The organism is Arthrobacter sp. zg-Y179, assembly GCF_020907345.1.
GTDB classification, from domain to species: Bacteria; Actinomycetota; Actinomycetes; order Actinomycetales; family Micrococcaceae; genus Arthrobacter_B; species Arthrobacter_B jinronghuae.
This window is the reverse complement of record NZ_JAJJOB010000007.1, coordinates 220,043-237,361: the sequence shown is the minus strand read 5'-3', so window position 1 is coordinate 237,361 and position 17,319 is coordinate 220,043. Positions and strand designations below refer to the sequence as shown.

General features: G+C 65.5%; 16 protein-coding genes. 8 read left to right on the top strand and 8 right to left on the bottom strand.

From position 1 onward, the window contains the following. Positions 1-144 precede the first annotated feature (144 nt). The gene (gene glpK / locus LOC56_RS08335; RefSeq protein WP_229951809.1) at positions 145-1,668 is read right to left on the bottom strand and encodes a glycerol kinase GlpK; all 1,524 of its coding nucleotides are present in this window, start codon (positions 1,666-1,668) and stop codon (positions 145-147) included. A 62-nt stretch (positions 1,669-1,730) separates the two neighbouring features. Beyond that, positions 1,731-2,474 (bottom strand): MIP/aquaporin family protein, encoded by a 744-nt coding sequence (locus LOC56_RS08330; protein ID WP_229951808.1) that lies wholly within the window; start codon positions 2,472-2,474, stop codon positions 1,731-1,733. 197 nt (positions 2,475-2,671) lie between these two features. Between LOC56_RS08330 and LOC56_RS08325 the strand changes: the two genes are divergently transcribed. From LOC56_RS08325 to LOC56_RS08315, 3 genes are read left to right on the top strand one after another with little or no spacing between them, the layout of a single operon-like run. After that, positions 2,672-3,508: an aldo/keto reductase gene (locus LOC56_RS08325; protein ID WP_229951807.1), complete on the top strand. Its 837-nt coding sequence runs from the start codon at positions 2,672-2,674 to the stop codon at positions 3,506-3,508. After that, positions 3,509-4,438: an alpha/beta fold hydrolase gene (locus tag LOC56_RS08320; protein WP_229951806.1), complete on the top strand. Its 930-nt coding sequence runs from the start codon at positions 3,509-3,511 to the stop codon at positions 4,436-4,438. It begins immediately after the preceding gene. Positions 4,439-4,440: 2 nt separating this feature from the next. Continuing rightward, the gene (locus LOC56_RS08315; protein ID WP_229951880.1) at positions 4,441-5,529 is read left to right on the top strand and encodes a glycosyltransferase family 4 protein; all 1,089 of its coding nucleotides are present in this window, start codon (positions 4,441-4,443) and stop codon (positions 5,527-5,529) included. A gap of 3 nt (positions 5,530-5,532) precedes the next feature. Here LOC56_RS08315 and LOC56_RS08310 read toward each other — a convergent pair whose 3' ends face one another. Together LOC56_RS08310 and LOC56_RS08305 are read right to left on the bottom strand one after the other, a co-directional pair. Continuing rightward, positions 5,533-6,546 carry an NADP-dependent oxidoreductase gene (locus LOC56_RS08310; protein WP_229951805.1) on the bottom strand — a complete coding sequence of 338 codons (1,014 nt, stop codon included), beginning with the start codon at positions 6,544-6,546 and terminating at the stop codon, positions 5,533-5,535. Positions 6,547-6,590: 44 nt separating this feature from the next. Continuing rightward, a complete protein-coding gene (locus tag LOC56_RS08305; RefSeq protein WP_229951804.1) occupies positions 6,591-7,025 on the bottom strand; it encodes a MarR family winged helix-turn-helix transcriptional regulator in 435 nt (144 codons plus the stop codon). 105 nt (positions 7,026-7,130) lie between these two features. Between LOC56_RS08305 and LOC56_RS08300 the strand changes: the two genes are divergently transcribed. Beyond that, positions 7,131-8,105 (top strand): phosphotransferase family protein, encoded by a 975-nt coding sequence (locus tag LOC56_RS08300; RefSeq protein ID WP_229951803.1) that lies wholly within the window; start codon positions 7,131-7,133, stop codon positions 8,103-8,105. 3 nt (positions 8,106-8,108) lie between these two features. Here LOC56_RS08300 and LOC56_RS08295 read toward each other — a convergent pair whose 3' ends face one another. Next, complete coding sequence (locus LOC56_RS08295; RefSeq protein ID WP_229951802.1) at positions 8,109-8,597, bottom strand: DUF2306 domain-containing protein; 489 nt, start codon at positions 8,595-8,597, stop codon at positions 8,109-8,111. 203 nt (positions 8,598-8,800) lie between these two features. Between LOC56_RS08295 and LOC56_RS08290 the strand changes: the two genes are divergently transcribed. From LOC56_RS08290 to LOC56_RS08275, 4 genes are all read left to right on the top strand, one after another. Continuing rightward, positions 8,801-10,438, top strand: a complete 1,638-nt coding sequence (locus LOC56_RS08290) for an HNH endonuclease (protein ID WP_229951801.1) — start codon at positions 8,801-8,803, stop codon at positions 10,436-10,438. Positions 10,439-10,628: 190 nt separating this feature from the next. Then, positions 10,629-11,366 (top strand): MBL fold metallo-hydrolase, encoded by a 738-nt coding sequence (locus tag LOC56_RS08285; protein WP_229951800.1) that lies wholly within the window; start codon positions 10,629-10,631, stop codon positions 11,364-11,366. Positions 11,367-11,516: 150 nt separating this feature from the next. Continuing rightward, complete coding sequence (locus LOC56_RS08280) at positions 11,517-11,993, top strand: Hsp20/alpha crystallin family protein (RefSeq protein ID WP_229951799.1); 477 nt, start codon at positions 11,517-11,519, stop codon at positions 11,991-11,993. Positions 11,994-12,224: 231 nt separating this feature from the next. Then, a complete protein-coding gene (locus tag LOC56_RS08275; protein ID WP_227921395.1) occupies positions 12,225-12,374 on the top strand; it encodes a hypothetical protein in 150 nt (49 codons plus the stop codon). Between the two features lie 160 nt (positions 12,375-12,534). On the opposite strand, the gene LOC56_RS08270 is transcribed toward LOC56_RS08275, so the two are convergent. The 3 genes from LOC56_RS08270 to coaBC are packed head-to-tail and all read right to left on the bottom strand — an operon-like array spanning position 12,535 to position 17,306. Beyond that, the gene (locus LOC56_RS08270) at positions 12,535-14,742 is read right to left on the bottom strand and encodes a primosomal protein N' (protein ID WP_229951798.1); all 2,208 of its coding nucleotides are present in this window, start codon (positions 14,740-14,742) and stop codon (positions 12,535-12,537) included. Between the two features lie 6 nt (positions 14,743-14,748). Next, the gene (gene metK, locus LOC56_RS08265) at positions 14,749-15,972 is read right to left on the bottom strand and encodes a methionine adenosyltransferase (RefSeq protein WP_229951797.1); all 1,224 of its coding nucleotides are present in this window, start codon (positions 15,970-15,972) and stop codon (positions 14,749-14,751) included. A gap of 56 nt (positions 15,973-16,028) precedes the next feature. Further along, positions 16,029-17,306 (bottom strand): bifunctional phosphopantothenoylcysteine decarboxylase/phosphopantothenate--cysteine ligase CoaBC, encoded by a 1,278-nt coding sequence (coaBC, locus tag LOC56_RS08260; protein ID WP_229951796.1) that lies wholly within the window; start codon positions 17,304-17,306, stop codon positions 16,029-16,031. Between the last annotated feature and the right edge of the window lie 13 nt (positions 17,307-17,319).

Genomic DNA, 17,319 nt, shown 5'->3' with positions numbered 1-17,319 from the left:
ACCTGCTTCTGTGACCTGCATCACTTAGCGATGCTGCCCGAACGGTACCGAACGGTGGATGTGCGGGTCAAACCGGCCCCGCCCGCGGGGGAAGCGAAAGGCCCCGGCAGTCTCGCTGCCGGGGCCTTTCACTCTGCGTACGGATTACTCAACGTCGTCGTCAACCCAGTCGAAGGTCTTGGTGACGGCCTTCTTCCAAAGCCGCATCTGGCGCTGACGCTCGGCGTCATCCATCTGCGGGGTCCAGCGCTTGCCTTCGGCCCAGTTCTGCTCGAGCTCGTCGGTGTCGTTCCAGAACCCGACGGCCAGGCCCGCGGCGTAGGCAGCGCCCAGTGCGGTGGTCTCGATGACCTTGGGCCGGACCACGTCAACACCGAGGATGTCGGCCTGGAACTGCATGAGCGCGTCATTGGCAACCATGCCGCCGTCGACCCGCAGCTCCGTCAGCGGAACACCGGAGTCGGCGTTCACGGCGTCGAGGACTTCCCGGGTCTGGAACGCGGTGGCTTCCAGTGCTGCCCGGGCAATGTGGTTCTTGTTCACGTAGCGGGTCAGGCCCACCATCGCACCGCGGGCATCCGCACGCCAGTACGGTGCGAACAGTCCGGAGAACGCCGGCACGATGTACACGCCGCCGTTGTCCTCCACCTTGCGGGCAAGCTCTTCGATTTCCGGGGCGCTGTTGATGATGCCCAGGTTGTCGCGGAGCCACTGGACCAGGGAACCGGTGACGGCAATGGAACCTTCGAGGGCGTAGACCGGCTTGGCGTCACCCAGCTGGTAGGCAACGGTGGTGATGAGGCCGTTCTCGGAACGGACAATCTCCTCGCCGGTGTTGAAGATCAGGAAGCAGCCGGTTCCGTAGGTGTTCTTGGCATCGCCCTTCTCGAACGCGGCCTGGCCGAACGTAGCGGCCTGCTGGTCGCCGAGGATGCCGGCCACCGGGGTTTCGCGCAGCAGCTGCGAGCCTGCAACCATGCCGTAGACCTCGGAGGAGGACTTGATTTCCGGCAGCATCGACCGCGGAATCCCGAATTCCTTGAGAATGTCCTCATCCCAGGTGAGGGTCTCAAGGTTCATAAAGAGCGTGCGCGAAGCGTTGGTGACATCGGTGATGTGCACGCCCCCGTCGGTCCCGCCGGTGAGGTTCCAGACAATCCAGGAGTCCGTGTTGCCGAACATGAGGTCCCCCGCCTCTGCCCGTTCACGTGCCCCCTCTACGTTGTCCAGGATCCACTTGATCTTCGTGCCCGAGAAGTACGTAGCCAGCGGCAGGCCCACAGTCTCCTTGAAGCGGTCCAGGCCGCCGTTTGCCGCCAGCTCGTTGACGATGGGCTGCGTGCGGGTGTCCTGCCAGACAATGGCGTTGTAGACGGGCTCACCCGTGTTGCGGTCCCAGACCACTGCCGTCTCACGCTGGTTGGTGATACCGACGGCGGCAATGTCGTGCCGGGTCAGGTTGGCCTTGGACAGGGCGCTGCCGACTACTTCGCGGACGTTCGTCCAGATCTCCATCGGATCGTGCTCCACCCAGCCGGCGTGCGGGAAGATCTGCTCGTGTTCCTTCTGCCCGGTGGAAATGATGTTTCCGTCGTGGCCGAAGACGATGGCCCGGCTGCTGGTGGTGCCTTGGTCGATGGCGATGATGTACCTGGGATTGTCAGGCATTGTTTCTGCTCCTTGCGGTGGGGGTCTTTGGGGGTGGCAGGCCAACAGGCCTGCCGCTGCGCTTATACCGGAAGCGGGAGGGGGATCTGGGCGCCGATCCAGCCGCCCAGCGCGCCGCCGATCAGCGGACCGACGACGGGCACCCAGGCGTAGGCCCAGTCGCTGCTGCCCTTGCCCGGGATGGGCAGCAGGGCGTGCACAATGCGGGGTCCAAGGTCACGGGCCGGGTTGATGGCGTAGCCGGTGGGGCCGCCGAGAGAGGCGCCGATGCCGAGCACCACGAGGGCCACGGCCAGCGGGCCAAGCTCCGTGGGGGTTCCTGCGAAGGCAACGATGGTGAAGACGAGGACAAACGTGCCCACGACCTCGGTCACAACGTTCCAGCCGTAGGACCGGATAGCCGGACCGGTGGAGAAAACACCCAGGATGTTGGCTGCGTCGGGCTCGTCGTCGAACTGCTTCTTGTAGGCGAGCCAGGCCACAAAGGCACCAATGATGGCACCGGCCATCTGCCCGGCGAAGTAAACCATGGCTGCGCCGAAGGAAACCTCGACGCCCGGCGCAAATTCCTCATTGCCGGCTGCCCAGAGACCTACCGTGACGGCGGGGTTGATGTGTGCGCCGGAAATAGCGGCCGCATACACGCCGGCAAAAACACCGATGGCCCACCCCCAGTTGACCATCAGGAACCCGCCGCCGGCACCCTTCGTTTTCGCCAGCGCGACGTTGGCCACGACACCGCAGCCCAGAATAATGAGGATGGCGGTGCCCGCCAGCTCACTGATGAAAACTTCTCCGAGAGTCACCATCGACTCCTCCGATCATTCGTATCTGTCCGCGACCCAAGTGGGAGGGCGGACTGTTGGTTTCTATGCAACCAATCTTTTGCAAGAAGCGCCATTACCTTAGCCGACCTGTTTGGCGCCACGCCAATCTTCACGCGGCGAAACAGGTAGTCAGGGCACGATTCGGCACCGTGCCCGCGCCTCGGTAAAGTCGTCCTATGCAGCCTGCAGCTCGAATACCGCTCAATAACGGCGTCCTGATGGATCAGGTCGGCTTCGGCACCTACAAAATACCGGCCGACGACGCCGCCCGGCTGTGCCTTGAGGCGCTCGGGGCAGGCTACCGGCACCTCGACACGGCGGCCCTGTACGGCAATGAAGCCGGGGTGGGCCAGGCCGTGAACACCTTCACCCGCGCGAACGGAGCCGAGCGCAGTGACATCTTCGTCACCTCGAAGGTCTGGAACACCGACCAGGGCTACGACTCCACTCTGCGTGCCTTTGACGCGTCCCTCACCCGGCTGGGCCTGGACTACTTGGATCTGTACCTCATCCACTGGCCGTGCCCGCAGCGGGGGCAGTTCGTCGACACGTACCGGGCGTTGGAGGAGCTCTACGCCGCGGGCCGGGTCCGTGGCATCGGCGTCTCCAATTTCCAGCCCGGCCATCTGCAGCAGCTGCTCGACGCGACCGGAATTGTCCCGGCGGTAAACCAGATCGAACTGCACCCCTGGCTGGCGCAGGAGGAACTGCGGCAACTGCACCAGCGGCTCGGAATCCGAACGGCTGCGTGGAGTCCGCTGGGCCGCGGCGCAGTCCTCGCGGACCCGGTTGTTGTGCGGATTGCCGCCGAACTCGGCCGCACGCCCGCGCAGGTGATCCTCCGCTGGCACCTGGACCTCGGCAACATCGTTATTCCCAAGGCCAGCAGCCCGGAGCGGATTGCCGGAAACCTGGACCTGTACTCCTTCGAGCTGACCGACGATCACCGGACGGCGTTGAACGGACTGGACCGGGGCCAGCGGTCCGGATCGCATCCCGACGAGGTGAACTGAATGTCCGGTACAGCAGCGCGGAGTTCGTCGACGCCGTCGGGCGCCCCTGTGCCTTTCTCCCGCAAGGCCGCAGTGCGGTCCTTTTCGGTGCACGGCACCGAGCAGGTCTGCCGGGACTTCGCGCCGGTAACGGAGGACGACGCCGGCCTGCCGCCGATCTTCATGGTCCATGGGTTCCGCGGCGACCACCATGGACTGCTGCGGATTGTCGAAGCACTCCCCCGCCACCGCGTCCTGGTGCCCGACCTTCCCGGCTTCGGCGCCGGAGCCGCCCTTCCCGGCCCGCACGATATCCCCGCCTACACGGCATTTGTCCGTGAAGCACTGGCCGACCTGGGCCTGGGCGCGGACACCGTCCTGCTCGGCCACTCCTTCGGCTCCATCATCGCCGCGCATCTGGCGGCCGAGTCGCCGGCGCTGGTCAGTGAACTGGTGCTCGTCAACCCGATCTGCGAGCCGGCGCTGGAGGGCCCGAAGGGGATCACCAGCAAGGCGGCTGAGCTCTACTACCGGCTGGCGGCGGCGTTGCCGGAGAAACCCGGCATGGCGCTGCTCCGCAGCCCGGTGATTGTCCGGGGCATGAGCATGCTGATGGCAAAAACGAAGGACCCGGACCTGCGCCGCTGGATCCATGCCCAGCACGATGCGTACTTCAGCGCCTTCGCGAACCGCCGAGTGGTCCTGGATGCCTTCCGGGCATCCATTTCGGCCACGGTGCGCGACGTCGCCGCGCAGCTTTCCATGCCCGTGCTGCTGATCGCGGCCGAACAGGACGACCTCGGATCGGTTCGGGGGCAGCGGCTGCTTGCGGAACTGATCCCCGACGCAGAACTGCAGATACTGCCCGGCGTCGGGCATCTGGTGCACTATGAAAAGCCGGCTGAGGCAGCCGATAAGATCGAGGATTTCCTGTCCCGGAGGCATGTATGAGGATGCGCCTGGCCGTAGACGCCCGGTTCACCCGCACCGACCACCATGACGGCATCAGCCGCTACGGCGCGAGCCTGATCGAGGCGGTGAGCAGGCACGCCGACGTCGTGATGCTGATTTCGGACGAACGCCAGCTGGGCCTGCTCCCGGACCTGCCGTGGGTGAAGGTCAACAGTCCGCTTTCCCCCGCGGAACTGTTCGTGGCTTTCCGGATCAACCGGCTCGGCGCCGATGCGGTTTTCTGCCCGATGCAGACCATGGGCAGCTGGGGTCGGAAGTATCCGCTGATCCTGACCCTGCATGACCTGATCTATTACCAGAACCCGACGCCGCCGTCGTTCCTTCCGCCGGCGGTGCGCTGGCTGTGGCGGCTGTACCACCTCGCCTACTGGCCGCAGCGGCTGCTGCTGGACAGGGCTGACGTCGTTGCCACCATCAGCGAAACCACGCGCTCATTAATGTCCCGGCACCGGTTGACGAAACGCCCCGTCCGGATAGTGGCCAACGCGCCCCAGGAGGGTGCCGTGCCGCGGGACCCGGACGCGGGAGCCGATGCGTCACTGCTGTATATGGGGTCCTTCATGCCGTACAAGAACGTGGAGACCATCATCCGCGGCATGGAATACCTGCCCGATTTCACGCTGCACCTGCTGAGCCGGATCTCCGATGCGCGGCGAAGCGAGCTCGAAGCGCTGATTCCGGCCGGCGCACGCGTGAAGTTCCACAACGGGGTCACCGATGAGGAGTATGACGCCCTCCTGCGCCGGACCACGGCCCTGGTGACATTGTCGAAAGCCGAGGGATACGGGTTGCCGGTGATCGAGGCAATGGCCGTGGGCACACCGGTGATTGCCAGCGACATTCCGATTTTCCGCGAAGTTTCCGGCGGTGCGGCAATGCTGGTGGATCCGGATGATCCGTCCGCCTTTGCCGGCACCGTCCGGCAGCTTGGCGAGCCGGGGCGCTGGCAGAAGGCGTCCGACGCCGGCGTGCAGCGGGCCGCCGACTACAGCTGGGGTGCCTCTGCAGCCCAGCTCATGGAAGCGGCCGGGGAGGCTGTCCGCCTGTTCCCCGGCCGCCGCCGTCGTTGATCCCTACTTGCCCAGGTTCACGATCATCTTGCCCTTGTTGGCACCCTTCATCAGGTCGATGAAGGCCTGCGGAGAGTTTTCGAGTCCGTCCACGAACGTCTCGTCATAGCGGACCACTCCGTCCTGCAGCCAGCGGATCATCAGGGCGGCAAACTCGTCCGCGTACTGGTTGTAGCTGCCCACCAGGAACCCCCGGAGCGTGATTTCCTTGCCGATGGCAATGGCCAGGTTCCGCGGGCCGACGGGCGCATCGTTGTACTGCGAAATGGCGCCGCACATGGCGATCCGGCCGAACTTGTTCATCACTGACAGGGCCGCTTCGAGGTGCTCGCCGCCCACGTTGTCGAAGTAGACGTCAATGCCGTCGGCCCCGGCAGCCTTCTTCAGCGAATCCTTCACGGGACCGTCGTGGTAGTTGAACGCTTCGTCGAAGCCCAGGTCGAGCAGCCGCTGGACCTTTTCGGCGGAACCGGCACTGCCGATGACCTTCTTGGCACCCATGGCCTTGGCGATCTGCCCGACCAGCGAACCCACGGCGCCCGCGGCTCCCGAGACGAAGACGACGTCGCCTTCTTTGAATTCCGCCACCTTGGTCAGGCCGGCATAGGCGGTCTGGCCGGTCATGCCCAGCACCCCGAGGTACGCGCTGGCCGGAGCGGCGTCCGTATCGATGACACGTGCACGGCGCCCGTCAAGGACGGCATAGTCGCGCCAGCCGAGGCCGTGCAGTACCTTGTCCCCCGGCTTGTGGTCCGGTGAGCGTGACTCCACGACTTCACCGACGGCGCCGCCCTCCAGCGGTTCGTCAAGCTGGAACGGCGGTACATAGGACTTCGCGTCATTCATCCGGCCGCGCATGTACGGGTCCACGGACATGTGCAGGTTGCGGACCAGGACCTGGCCCTCCTGCAGTTCGGGTACCGGTACCTCCGCCAGGCGGAAGTTCTGCTCCGTCGGCCACCCTTCGGGGCGGGAAGCAAGCTGGATTTCGCGGCCGGTTTCGGGGTAACTGCTCATGGAATGAACCTTACTGTCGGGGTTGATGGTAGGTATTGGTGCCGTTACTTCGCCGCGGCCTGCCGCAGTGCGGCAGTGACCTTGGCGAGGGTGTCCTGCAGGCTCTGCAGGTCCTGCGGTGCCAGTCCGGCGGAGGCTGCGAGCCGGTCCGGCAGGTTCCTGGCGTTATGTTCGAGTGCGCGTCCGGCATCCGTGAGGTGGATACGGACGCGTCTCTCGTCCTCGACTGCACGACGCCGCTGCACCAGGTCCGCTGCCTCCAGCCGCTTGAGCAGCGGCGAAAGCGTGCCGGAGTCCAGCTCCAGTGCCTCCCCCAGGTCGCGGACGCTTTGGGCGTCTTTCTCCCAGAGCAGCGACATCACCAGGTACTGCGGGTAGGTCAGCCCCATCTCTTCAAGCATCGGACGATAGAGGGCCGTGGCCGCCCGGGAGGCGGAGTACAGCGAGAAGCACACCTGCCGCTGTAGGGATTCGTTCATGAGCCCACCGTAGGGCACAATTCAATTGTGCACAACCTGTTTGCGGCGGCTGGCTGGATGCGCGTTTGCCTGTTTCGGCACAGGTGCTGCCTTAGGCTGTTCCGAATGCAGAGCAGCCCCGATTACCGCCGCACGGCGGCCAGGCGTTCCTGGGACGGGTTGCCGGCAGTCCTGTGGTCGCGGTTCCGAACGCTTCTGGGCGGCAGCATCACGTCTGTGCAGCCGGCGGGCGGCGGCTTCACGCCGGGTTTCGCCGCGGTTCTCGGGAACGACGCCGGGGCGCGCGTCTTCGTGAAGGCGGCACCGACGTCGGACGCTGTCACTTATCCGTCATACGTGCGTGAATCGCAGGTGGTGCCCTTGATGCCTGCGGACATGCCCATGCCGGCGTTGCTTGCCGCGGAATGCGTGGCGGCGGAGGGCACCGACTGGCAGCTGCTCGTTTATGAGGCGGTGGACGGACACATGCCCGGCCAGCCGTGGACCAGCGCCGACCTGCAGGCCGTCGCGGACTCCTGCAACACCGCCGCCGGCCTCTTGGCGGACTTCCCGCGCGGTGCAGCCGGCCGTCCCGTTGCAGAAGATATGGCCCGGATACCCTCCACTTTCGAGCCGGTAGCCGAGGGTGGTCCGGCGCCATGGTTCCTGCAGACACTGAGTGCCGCACAGGCACGGACATTTTCCGAACTGCTGGAGCTGTGCCCCGAAGCCCTTGCAGGTGATGCAGTCCTTCACGGGGACCTGCGCCCGGACAATATCCTGGTCAGCTCCGGCCGGGCATTGTTCTGCGACTGGAATTTTCTCGGGACCGGCGCTCCCTGGCTGGACTGGGTCGGGGTACTCCCCTACGTGCGTGGTGACGGGTTCGACGTCGACGCCGAACTCCGGCGGTCGGCGCTTACCCGGGACGTCCCGGCTGACCATATTGACGCGTGGCTGGCGTCGCTGCTCAACTGCATGATCGACTCGGGCCGCAAGCCCGAGGTGGCGTCAAGTCCGCACCTGCGCAGCCACGGCAGGCATACGGCACGGTTGATCTACGCGTGGCTGGTCGCCCGCCGAGCGCTTGCCGCCGTGTGAGGCTTAGGCTTTGGCCGACCTGGCAACGGAGCGCCGGTGCCGGCGCTTTCGGGGCCGGACAACGCCGTAAAGACTGATGACACTTCCAATGACGAAGGCTGCGGCCAGCCAGGCGGTCAGTGGATCGCTGGCAAGCAGCCGCGGGATGTTCCGAGACGGAACGATGGTGGCGAAAACGAAGGCGGCCAGCAGGCCGAAATAGCTGCCGATCATGTTCATCCTGTGCCATTTGATATTGCGCCGTACCGCGGCAAGGATGCCAAGGCTGACCGTCACAATGGTGAAGGCGGACAAGCCGTGAAGCCAGCTGAAGTGCCCGTCGGACACAATCCAGAAACTGCATCCGCAGACGTAGTACATCGCTCCGGCCCAGGTGTACCCGAGGATGCGGTGGGTTCTGTCGCGCCGTCGGCGCAGGATGTTGATGGGGCCAATGGCAAGGGCATAAAGAGCGGCGACGGCGTGGGTCGCGATCAGAAGATTCAAGTCCATGCCTCGCAGGATAGTACGACTATCCAGCTGTAGATAGGGGTGGTATCTAGTGGGCTTTGAAGCGCGGCAATACCGGTTCCGGAGCACCATTTATGCCTGCAAACGGTGCCGTGCCCGCAGCTCACAGTGCCCGATAAAAACAGGTACTGAGTCGCGTAGTTTTGGCCTTTTGGGCAGTCCAGCCGAAGGCTAGACTCGAACACATGTTCGAATATCTGCCGTCGGTTGATCATCACAGGAGGGGCCCGCTGGAGGCCCAATCTGCAGTGTTCGACGCCTGGGTGGAGTACTTGGCAGCAGAGTTCGAACCTAACTCCCTTCCGACGCCGGAGGGCTCAATTTCGGAAATCGCATCGGATTCGGAACTGATCGACCAGCTGCGGGCGCTTGAAGAACTGAAGGGTGCCGCTGCCGCAGCGCAGGCACGGATCGCAGCGGCCTTCGATGCCTCGCAGCGGAGCAAGCAGGAACACGCCGGCCTGCGGAAGGAAGAGTTGGGGCGAGGGGTAGCTTCACAGATCGCACTGGCCCGGCGGGAATCCGCCAACAAGGGCGGGCGGCTGCTCGGTTTGGCGAAAGTCCTAACCTCGGAGATGCCGCACACAATGCAGGCCCTGTCCCTCGGGAAGATCAGCGAATGGCGGGCCACACTCCTGGTGCGCGAGACAGCTTGCCTCTCCCTCGAGGACCGCAAACAAGTGGATGAAGAAGTGGCAGGTGATGCCGGCCTGCTGGAATCCCTGGGCGACCGGCAAATCATCGCCCGCACCAAGGCTGCCGCATACCGATTGGACCCGCGGGCGGCAGTGAACCGCGCCGCGAAAGCAGCCTCTGAACGGTTTGTCTCCTGCCGTCCCGCGCCGGACACCATGACGTACCTCACCGGATTGCTGCCCGTGGCGCAGGGAGTGGGCGTCTACGCAGCCCTTTCGCACGAGGCTGACCGGCTGCGCGCCGCAGGCGACTCAAGGGGGCGGGGCCAGATCATGGCGGATACCCTGGTGGAACGGGTCACCGGGCTGGGAGATGCAGGCTCGCCGAAGGTGGAGATCCAGCTGGTAATGACCGACCGGACCTTACTGGCAGGCGATGCCGAACCGGTACTGGTGCCCGGGTACGGCCCGGTTCCGGCACAGTGGGCTAGAGATCTGGTTCGGCGCCGGAACAGTCGGCACCCGAACAGCCGGAACCGGAGCAGGCGGGGCCGGACTAAGGACCAAGCCATGGCCGGCTCCGACAAGCACGCAGAATACTGGGTCCGGAGGCTGTACACGGCTCCGGACACCGGGGAGCTGGTGGCAATGGATTCCCGCGCACGGCTGTTTCCCAAATCCCTCGCACGATTCATCGCGGCCCGGGACACTACCTGCCGAATGCCCTGGTGCGGAGCACCAATCCGCCATCTGGACCACATCCGCCCTCACAACCGCGGCGGACCCACCAGCGCATCCAACGGTCAGGCACTATGCGAGGCATGTAACCATGCAAAGGAAGCACCGGGGTGGAGTGCGGAACCAGTCCGCAGGAGCAGCCCGGAGCCCGAAGCAGACATCGGCATCAACGCGGGCCTCGGAGACCCGGTAAACGCAGCGACTGCAGGACACACGGTGGACACGACGACGCCGACCGGCCACACGTATCGTTCCACCGCTCCACCCCTGCCCGGGACCGCGTTGCCCGGGACGGCTGCGTCCGGAACAGCACCGCGGCCGGCAATCCCGCAATGGAACCCGACGGATCCCCTGGCCCGTTCTCTGGCCCGCCCCTTGGCGCGTCCCCCGGCGCGTTCGTCGGACTCCCCCGTTGAAGCATGCATAGCGGATTTTGTCTGGGCGGCCTAAAGGCGAACCCCCAGAGGGCTGCCGCATATGGAGCACGTGGCTATAGTGACGTCCTACCAGCTAGCGACGGCCAATAAGACAGTGACCAACTCAGCGCTCACGGATCGCCTAATCATCATTAGAAGGACTGCCCATGAAGCTTGGACCGCACCTGCACCGCATCGGCTAATTGCCACCAGAAGGAGTACCCGTGAAGCTTGGACCGCACCTGCACCGTATCGGAAACGACATCGTGGCGGCCTATTTGGTCGACACCGAGGACGGGGTTACCGTGATCGACACGGGACTTCCCGGGCACTGGAACGATCTGCTCGCCGAACTCAAGTCCATGGGTCGAACCCTGGACGACATACGCGGGGTGGTCCTGACCCACGGCGACAGTGACCACATCGGCTTTGCGGAAAGACTTCGCCGGAACCAGAATGTGCCAGTCTTCGTCCATTCCGCAGACGCAGACCGTGCTCGCGGCGGCAAGAAGCCGAAGCCTGCGATGGGCCCCATGTGGCCCGGCCCCGTGGTTCGGTTCTTCGCCTACGCGATGCGCAAGCGGGGCTGGCGCGCAACGTACCTCACCCAGGTATCCGAAGTGGCCGACGGAGATGTCCTCCCGCTTCCGGGTTCGCCGCGTGTTATTGCCCTGCCGGGACACTCTCCGGGGAGCATTGCCGTATACGTGCCGGTGGCGGATGCGGTCTTTGTCGGGGATGCCCTCACCACGCGCAATGTGCTGACAGGGCAGACCGGCATTCGGCCCGCGCCGTTCACCGATGACCCTGCAATAGCCCTGAAGTCCCTGAATCGGCTGGCCGGGCTCGAGGCCACATGGGTGCTCCCCGGACACGGGGCTCCCTGGCGCGGTTCCCCGGGCGAGGTTCAGGAGCTGGCCCGCCTGGCGGCGGCGCGGACAGGCCACCCAGACAGCCGCTGAGACCACAAATTCACCATACGAAAAAGTAGTTGGCACTTGCCCCATGAGAGTGCTAATCTCATTTCGCAAGTTGAGTGCTACTGACTCAACTTTGGAACTGAATCTCGACACCGCTGAAAAAGCGATCACGTTGAAGGAGTTGGTACCACCATGGCTATGAAGTTTGATCCGTTCCAGGAACTGGACCGCATGGCTCAGGCACTGCGCGGCGAAGGAACCCTGCGCGGCATGCCCATGGACCTCTACCGGCAAGGCGACCAGTACATCCTCGCAGCAGATCTCCCCGGGATCGATCCCGGATCCATCGACATCGACGTCGACGGCCAGCTGCTGACGATCCGGGCCCAGCGCACACTGCAGAACGCCGACGGGGTCAAGTGGCTCACGCGCGAACGGGAAGCCGGTAACTTCCTGCGCCAGCTGAACCTCGGCCAGGGGATCGACACTGAGCAGATTTCGGCCCAGTACGAGAACGGCGTCCTCAGTGTCATCATCCCGGTGGTGGAGCGGGCCAAGCCCCGCAAGATCGCCGTCCAAACCTCTGCGGAAGCTTCCGCCATCAACGGCGAAACAGTCGAAGGCAACAGCGCGGTCGAAGGCAGCGACCGTGAAACCGTCGGGGCCTAATCCCTGACTCCACTTTCTGCGACGAAGGGCTCCGGATCTCCGGAGCCCTTCGTTGTACCTGCGACAGGTGCATACCCAGTGGCAAACTTCACCCCGATTCCGGTCAATTCCGCTTTCCGCGGGGCGGGATACTGGGAAATGTACGCCATGAAACGGATCGGGCCGGGGCCAGCGGATGGCAGTCACAGCTGCAGCTACCAGGCTTCGGCTACCGGGAAAGGGGACGCAGCAGTGAGGCTGCCAACTGTCAATCATCGGTACTGGATGATCCACGGAGTACCCCGTGGACTGTTGGGCCGGTTGTCCCGGTTGGGCGGCGCCGCCCAGCTGGCTTTGCTTTCCCTCCTAGGTGCCAGCGCAGTGCTGTTCGAGCTGCTGTAAGTAGGAACTAACTGCAGGAACTCGAGCTACCGTAAGTAAGGACTCCTGCAGGAACTCGCTGCCGGACGCCTGGAGCCATGGGACGCCTGAAGCTGCCGGACGCCTGGACCTAAGAGAGGCCTGAAGCTGCCGGACGCCTGAAGCCAAGGGACGCCCGGCGCTAAAGAACGTCGGTTCCGTCCACTCGAATGTAGACGGGATCACCCGTCCGGCGGGCAGAGGCAGCAGCCTTGGTTGAACGCAGGGCCGCCGTAATCGCGGGAGCTGCCGTGTACGGGAAAAACAGGAGTGTCCGGTACCGTCCACCGGCCCCGCCCAGCTGACCGTCCGGAGACCTGCTGTCCCGTTGCTGGGCGTTGCCGGACGGCGGAACAACTGCGGGTGCAAGAGGCGCCGGCCCCACAGCCCGGACACCCTCAGGCAACTCGAGCCGAGTAATAAAGGCGTCAAGCCCCTCCCTCGACCCGGTCAGTTCGGCATACCGCACAGCCGGAGGCAAACCCAGTTCGCGCCGCAGCTCCAGTTCGCGTTCCGCCGCCGACGCGGGGTCCCAACGGAGCAGATGGCCGACCGTTGCCGAATCATCGGCCGTAACAACGACGAGGCCTTTTTCCGTTGCCGGCCGGACCAGCGCTGCCGCCGTAAACCAGCGGCGCAGGGTGTCCTCCCCCGCCCGCAGCGATTCCCGGGACAGCATCGCGTTGCCGTCCAGCAGGATGGCTGCGGCATAGCCGCCCGGAGCTACGGGTTCGGCACCGGGGGTGGCGACGACCAGTGCCGGGGTATCCGGAATCTCGGTCCGGATGTGGTCGCCGGCGGAAGAAATCACCGTGGTGGAAGGGAACGCCCGGCCCAGTTCCTCGGCGGTGCGCCCGGCACCGGCGGTGGAACCACGCAACTGGGTTCCTCCGCAGTTGCCGCAATGCCACATGGGTTCCGGCCGCCCGCACCAGCGGCATGCCGGAATACCGTTCCTGCTGGCCAGGCCCAACGGACCGGAGCAGTTGCGGCAGCGGGCGGGTTCCCGGCATTCCTGGCAGGACAACGCCGGTGAGAAACCGGTCCGCGCCACCTGGACCAGCACCGGTCCGCGCGTCAATCCTTCCTGCGCTGCCTTCCATGCTGCGTGCGGTATCCGGGCCCGGGCAGCCAAGGGGTCGCGTTCCATCGTGAAGGAATCCGTAGTGCTGACCACCCGCGGGGCATGCGCACGGACAGTGGAACGTTCGGCGGCTATACCGGCCGCCCAGCCGCTGGCGACCAGCCGCTGTGCCTCAGTGCTCCGCGAATGGGACGCCAGGAGCAACGCTGCGTCTTCCAGTTCGGCACGCAGCAGGAGCACGTCGCGGGTGTGCTGGTAGGGCGCCCGCTGTTCGGCGTGCAGGTCGTCGGCGTCATCCCAGATAACGGCCAGGCCGAGATCCTGCACCGGTGCATAGGCGGCCGAACGGGTACCGATGGCCACGCGGACATCGCCGTGCAGCAACTGGAGGAAACTGCGGTACCGCGGAGTGGGCCCGTCTTCGGCCGTCAACCGGACAAAGGCAGCTGCACCGATCCGGGCAGTAAGCGCGGACTGCACCCGGGAGAGGTCCTTGTTGTCGGGAACGACGACGACGGCGCCCCGTCCGGAGAGCAGCGTGGACCGGACGGCCTCGGCAATTTCGGCAGGCCAGTCCTGCGGGCCGTAGCCGCCGAGCGAGGACAGCACAGCGCGGGGGCGGTGGCCCGCAGCCAGATGGGTCAGGAAACGCGGTCCGTGCGGATAACGTGCCAGGGGGTTGGCTCCGGCCCCTTCCGGTCCGAGCACGGCGTTGTCCGGTCCGGGCACGGCGCCGGCCGCTGCCGTGTCCGAGACGGCGACGGTACCGGGGTCGCCGTCGGCACCTGAGCCGGCGTCAGCGGATCCCGCCCGCGCTTCCGAGGTGAACTCCTTGTCCACGCGGGCCGCGCGCGGCGGAATGGCCACCCGCAGCACATCGTGGACCGTTCCGGCGTAGCGTGCGGCGACGGCCTCAGCCAGGCGCAGGATCTGCGGGGAAAGCACGGGCTGCGGGGAGATTACCTTCCCCAGCGGCATCAACCGGGCGGTGGTGTCCGCTTCGGCCGCCCGTTCGGTGATAAATCCGGGGAGTTCCTGGCCGCCGAACCGGACTTTGACCCGGGCGCCGGGCACGGCGTCGGCGTCGAGGTCGGCCGGGACCAGATAGTCAAAGGGACGGTCCAGGTGCGGCAGCGGGGAATCCAGCAGGACGCGGGCAATCGGCAGGGCGGAAGCCGGCTGCGCCTTGCCCACGGGTTTTGCCGACGGCGTGAAGCCGTGCAGCAGGGAAAGCTGCACGGCCTCAGTGGTGTCGTCGGCGGCCATGGCCGGCTACACGTTGAAATAGCTGCGGAGGTCCTCGACCTTGTCCTTGCGCTCCCAGGTGAAACCTTCGTCCTCACGGCCGAAGTGGCCGTGGGCGGCAGTCCGCTGGTAGATGGGACGCTTGAGGTCCAGGCCGTTGATGATGCCCAGCGGACGCAGGTCGAAGACTTCCTTCACGGCGTCGGCAATCCGGGGCGGGTCCACTGTTTCGGTGCCGAAGGTTTCAACGTAGATGCCTACGGGGCGGGCCATTCCGATGGCGTAGGCAATCTGGATTTCCGCACGCCGGGCCAGGCCGGCGGCAACCACGTTCTTGGCCACCCAGCGCATGGCGTAGGCCGCGGAACGGTCCACCTTGCTCGGGTCCTTGCCGCTGAAGGCACCGCCGCCGTGGCGGGCGAATCCGCCGTAGGTGTCAACGATGATCTTGCGGCCGGTGAGGCCGGCATCACCGACGGGGCCGCCGATGACGAACGGTCCGCCCGGGTTGATGATGTGCTCGACGTCCGAGATGTCGAGGTCGGTGCCGGCGAGGACGGGGTTGACCACGTACTCCACCATGTCGGCCCGCAGCTGTTCCAGGTCCAGCTCGGCGGCGTGCTGCGTGGAGACGACCACGGAGTCCACGGAAACCGGGCGGTCGCCGTCATACCCCACAGTGACCTGGGTCTTGCCGTCAGGGCGCAGGTACGGGAGGGTGCCGTCCTTGCGGACGGTGGTGAGGCGTTCGGAGAGCCGGTGGGCCAGCCAGATAGGCGTGGGCATAAGCACCGAGGTCTCGTCGCTGGCGTAGCCGAACATGATGCCCTGGTCCCCCGCGCCCTGGGCGTCGTAGGGGTCAACAACTTTCCCGGTCCGGTTCTCCAGGGAGTTGAACACGCCGGAAGCAATTTCCGGGGACTGCTGGCCGATGGAAACGGAGACGCCGCAGCGGGCGCCGTCGAAGCCGTTGGCCGAGGAATCGTAACCGATGTCCAGGATGGTGTCGCGGACCAGCTGCGGGATCTCGACGTAACCCTCGGTGGTTACTTCTCCGGCGACGTGTACCAGGCCTGTGGTCACCAGGGTTTCAACGGCTACCCGGGACTCGGGGTCGACCTTGAGCAGGCCGTCGAGGATTGCGTCACTGATCTGGTCACAGATTTTGTCCGGGTGGCCCTCAGTGACGGATTCCGAGGTGAAAAGGCGCAGGTTCGACTGCGGCTTAGCGGGAGAGGAAGTAGAAGTCACGGGATTTACTCTACCGGGCCGCACCGACCATCGAAGCACGTGGAGGGTGCGCGGCCTCAGGCGGTGCGTGCAGCGAGCTCGGCGGAAATCCGCGCGATGATGCGTGCCGAAACGTCGGCTTTGGTACCGGCTGCGCTCTCACCGGCATCCTCTGCGGCGTCTGCCGGTGAGAGAATCCTCACCTCGGTTTCGTCCTGGCCGAAGACAAGGGACTTGCCGACCCGGTTGAGGACCAGCAGGTCGCAGCCCTTGCGGGCCAGCTTCTTGCGCCCGTATTCGAGCACATCGGAGGTGGCATCTCCGGTTTCGGCAGCAAAGCCGACAATAAGTTTCGGGGTGTGTGTTCCGGCGGCGTCGCGTGCCTGGACGAGTTCGCGCAGGATGTCGGGATTCCGGACGAGGGTGATCACGGGATCCGCTTCGTCGTCGCGTTTCTTGATTTTGGTGTCCACCACCTGTGAGGGACGGAAATCCGCCACCGCGGCAGCCATGATCACGACGTCGGAGTCCCCGGCGGCCGCATGCACGGCGGTACGCAGTTCGAGGGCTGTTTCGACACGGACAAGCTCGACGCCGCTCGGCGCCGGAACGTCCATGTGCGCCGCTATAAGCCGCACCCGGGCGCCGGCTGCCATTGCCGCTTCGGCCAGCGCTGTCCCCTGTTTTCCTGAGGAGCGGTTGCCGAGGAACCGGACCGGGTCCAGGGGTTCGCGGGTGCCGCCGGCGGTGATGGTGACGGTGGTGCCGGACAGGCCACCTGGAGCAGCTTCGGAGCTTGCACCTTCAACGCTGTTGGCTTCGACGCTGTCAGCTTCGACGGCGGCCAGTGCAGCGGTGAAGATAGCATCGGGTTCCGGCAGGCGGCCGGGACCGGTGTCCTTGCCGGTAAGCCGCCCGGTGCCCGGTTCCAGCACCACGGCGCCCCGGCTGCGCAGGGTCGCGACGTTGGCGGTGGTTGCGGGATGCATCCACATTTCGGTATGCATGGCCGGCGCAAATACCACCGGCCCGCGGGCCATCAGCAGGGTGTTGGTGAGCAGGTCGTTCGCCTGGCCGGCGGCAGCCCGGGCCAGCAGGTCCGCAGTGGCCGGAGCCACCACGATCAGATCCGCTTCATGTCCGAGCCGCACATGGTTAACCTTCTCCACTTCGTCGAAGACCGAGGAGGAGACGGGGTTGCCCGAGAGCGCCTCCCACGTGGAGACGCCGACGAACTGCTTGGAGGATTCGGTGGGGACAACAGTGACGTTGTGCCCGGCCTCGGTGAAAAGCCGCAGCAGCGACGCGGCCTTGTACGCGGCGATTCCGCCGCCGACGCCCAGGACTATGCGCACGCTGCTGCCTTCC

Bases quoted from the DNA above. Each gene is read 5' to 3' on its own strand.
- glpK (WP_229951809.1), bottom strand. From the start codon at position 1,668: ATGCCTGACAATCCCAGGTACATCATCGCCATCGACCAAGGCACCACC.
- LOC56_RS08325 (WP_229951807.1), top strand. From the start codon at position 2,672: ATGCAGCCTGCAGCTCGAATACCGCTCAATAACGGCGTCCTGATGGAT.
- LOC56_RS08320 (WP_229951806.1), top strand. From the start codon at position 3,509: ATGTCCGGTACAGCAGCGCGGAGTTCGTCGACGCCGTCGGGCGCCCCT.
- LOC56_RS08315 (WP_229951880.1), top strand. From the start codon at position 4,441: ATGCGCCTGGCCGTAGACGCCCGGTTCACCCGCACCGACCACCATGAC.
- LOC56_RS08310 (WP_229951805.1), bottom strand. From the start codon at position 6,546: ATGAGCAGTTACCCCGAAACCGGCCGCGAAATCCAGCTTGCTTCCCGC.
- LOC56_RS08305 (WP_229951804.1), bottom strand. From the start codon at position 7,025: ATGAACGAATCCCTACAGCGGCAGGTGTGCTTCTCGCTGTACTCCGCC.
- LOC56_RS08300 (WP_229951803.1), top strand. From the start codon at position 7,131: ATGCAGAGCAGCCCCGATTACCGCCGCACGGCGGCCAGGCGTTCCTGG.
- LOC56_RS08295 (WP_229951802.1), bottom strand. From the start codon at position 8,597: ATGGACTTGAATCTTCTGATCGCGACCCACGCCGTCGCCGCTCTTTAT.
- LOC56_RS08290 (WP_229951801.1), top strand. From the start codon at position 8,801: ATGTTCGAATATCTGCCGTCGGTTGATCATCACAGGAGGGGCCCGCTG.
- LOC56_RS08280 (WP_229951799.1), top strand. From the start codon at position 11,517: ATGGCTATGAAGTTTGATCCGTTCCAGGAACTGGACCGCATGGCTCAG.
- LOC56_RS08270 (WP_229951798.1), bottom strand. From the start codon at position 14,742: ATGGCCGCCGACGACACCACTGAGGCCGTGCAGCTTTCCCTGCTGCAC.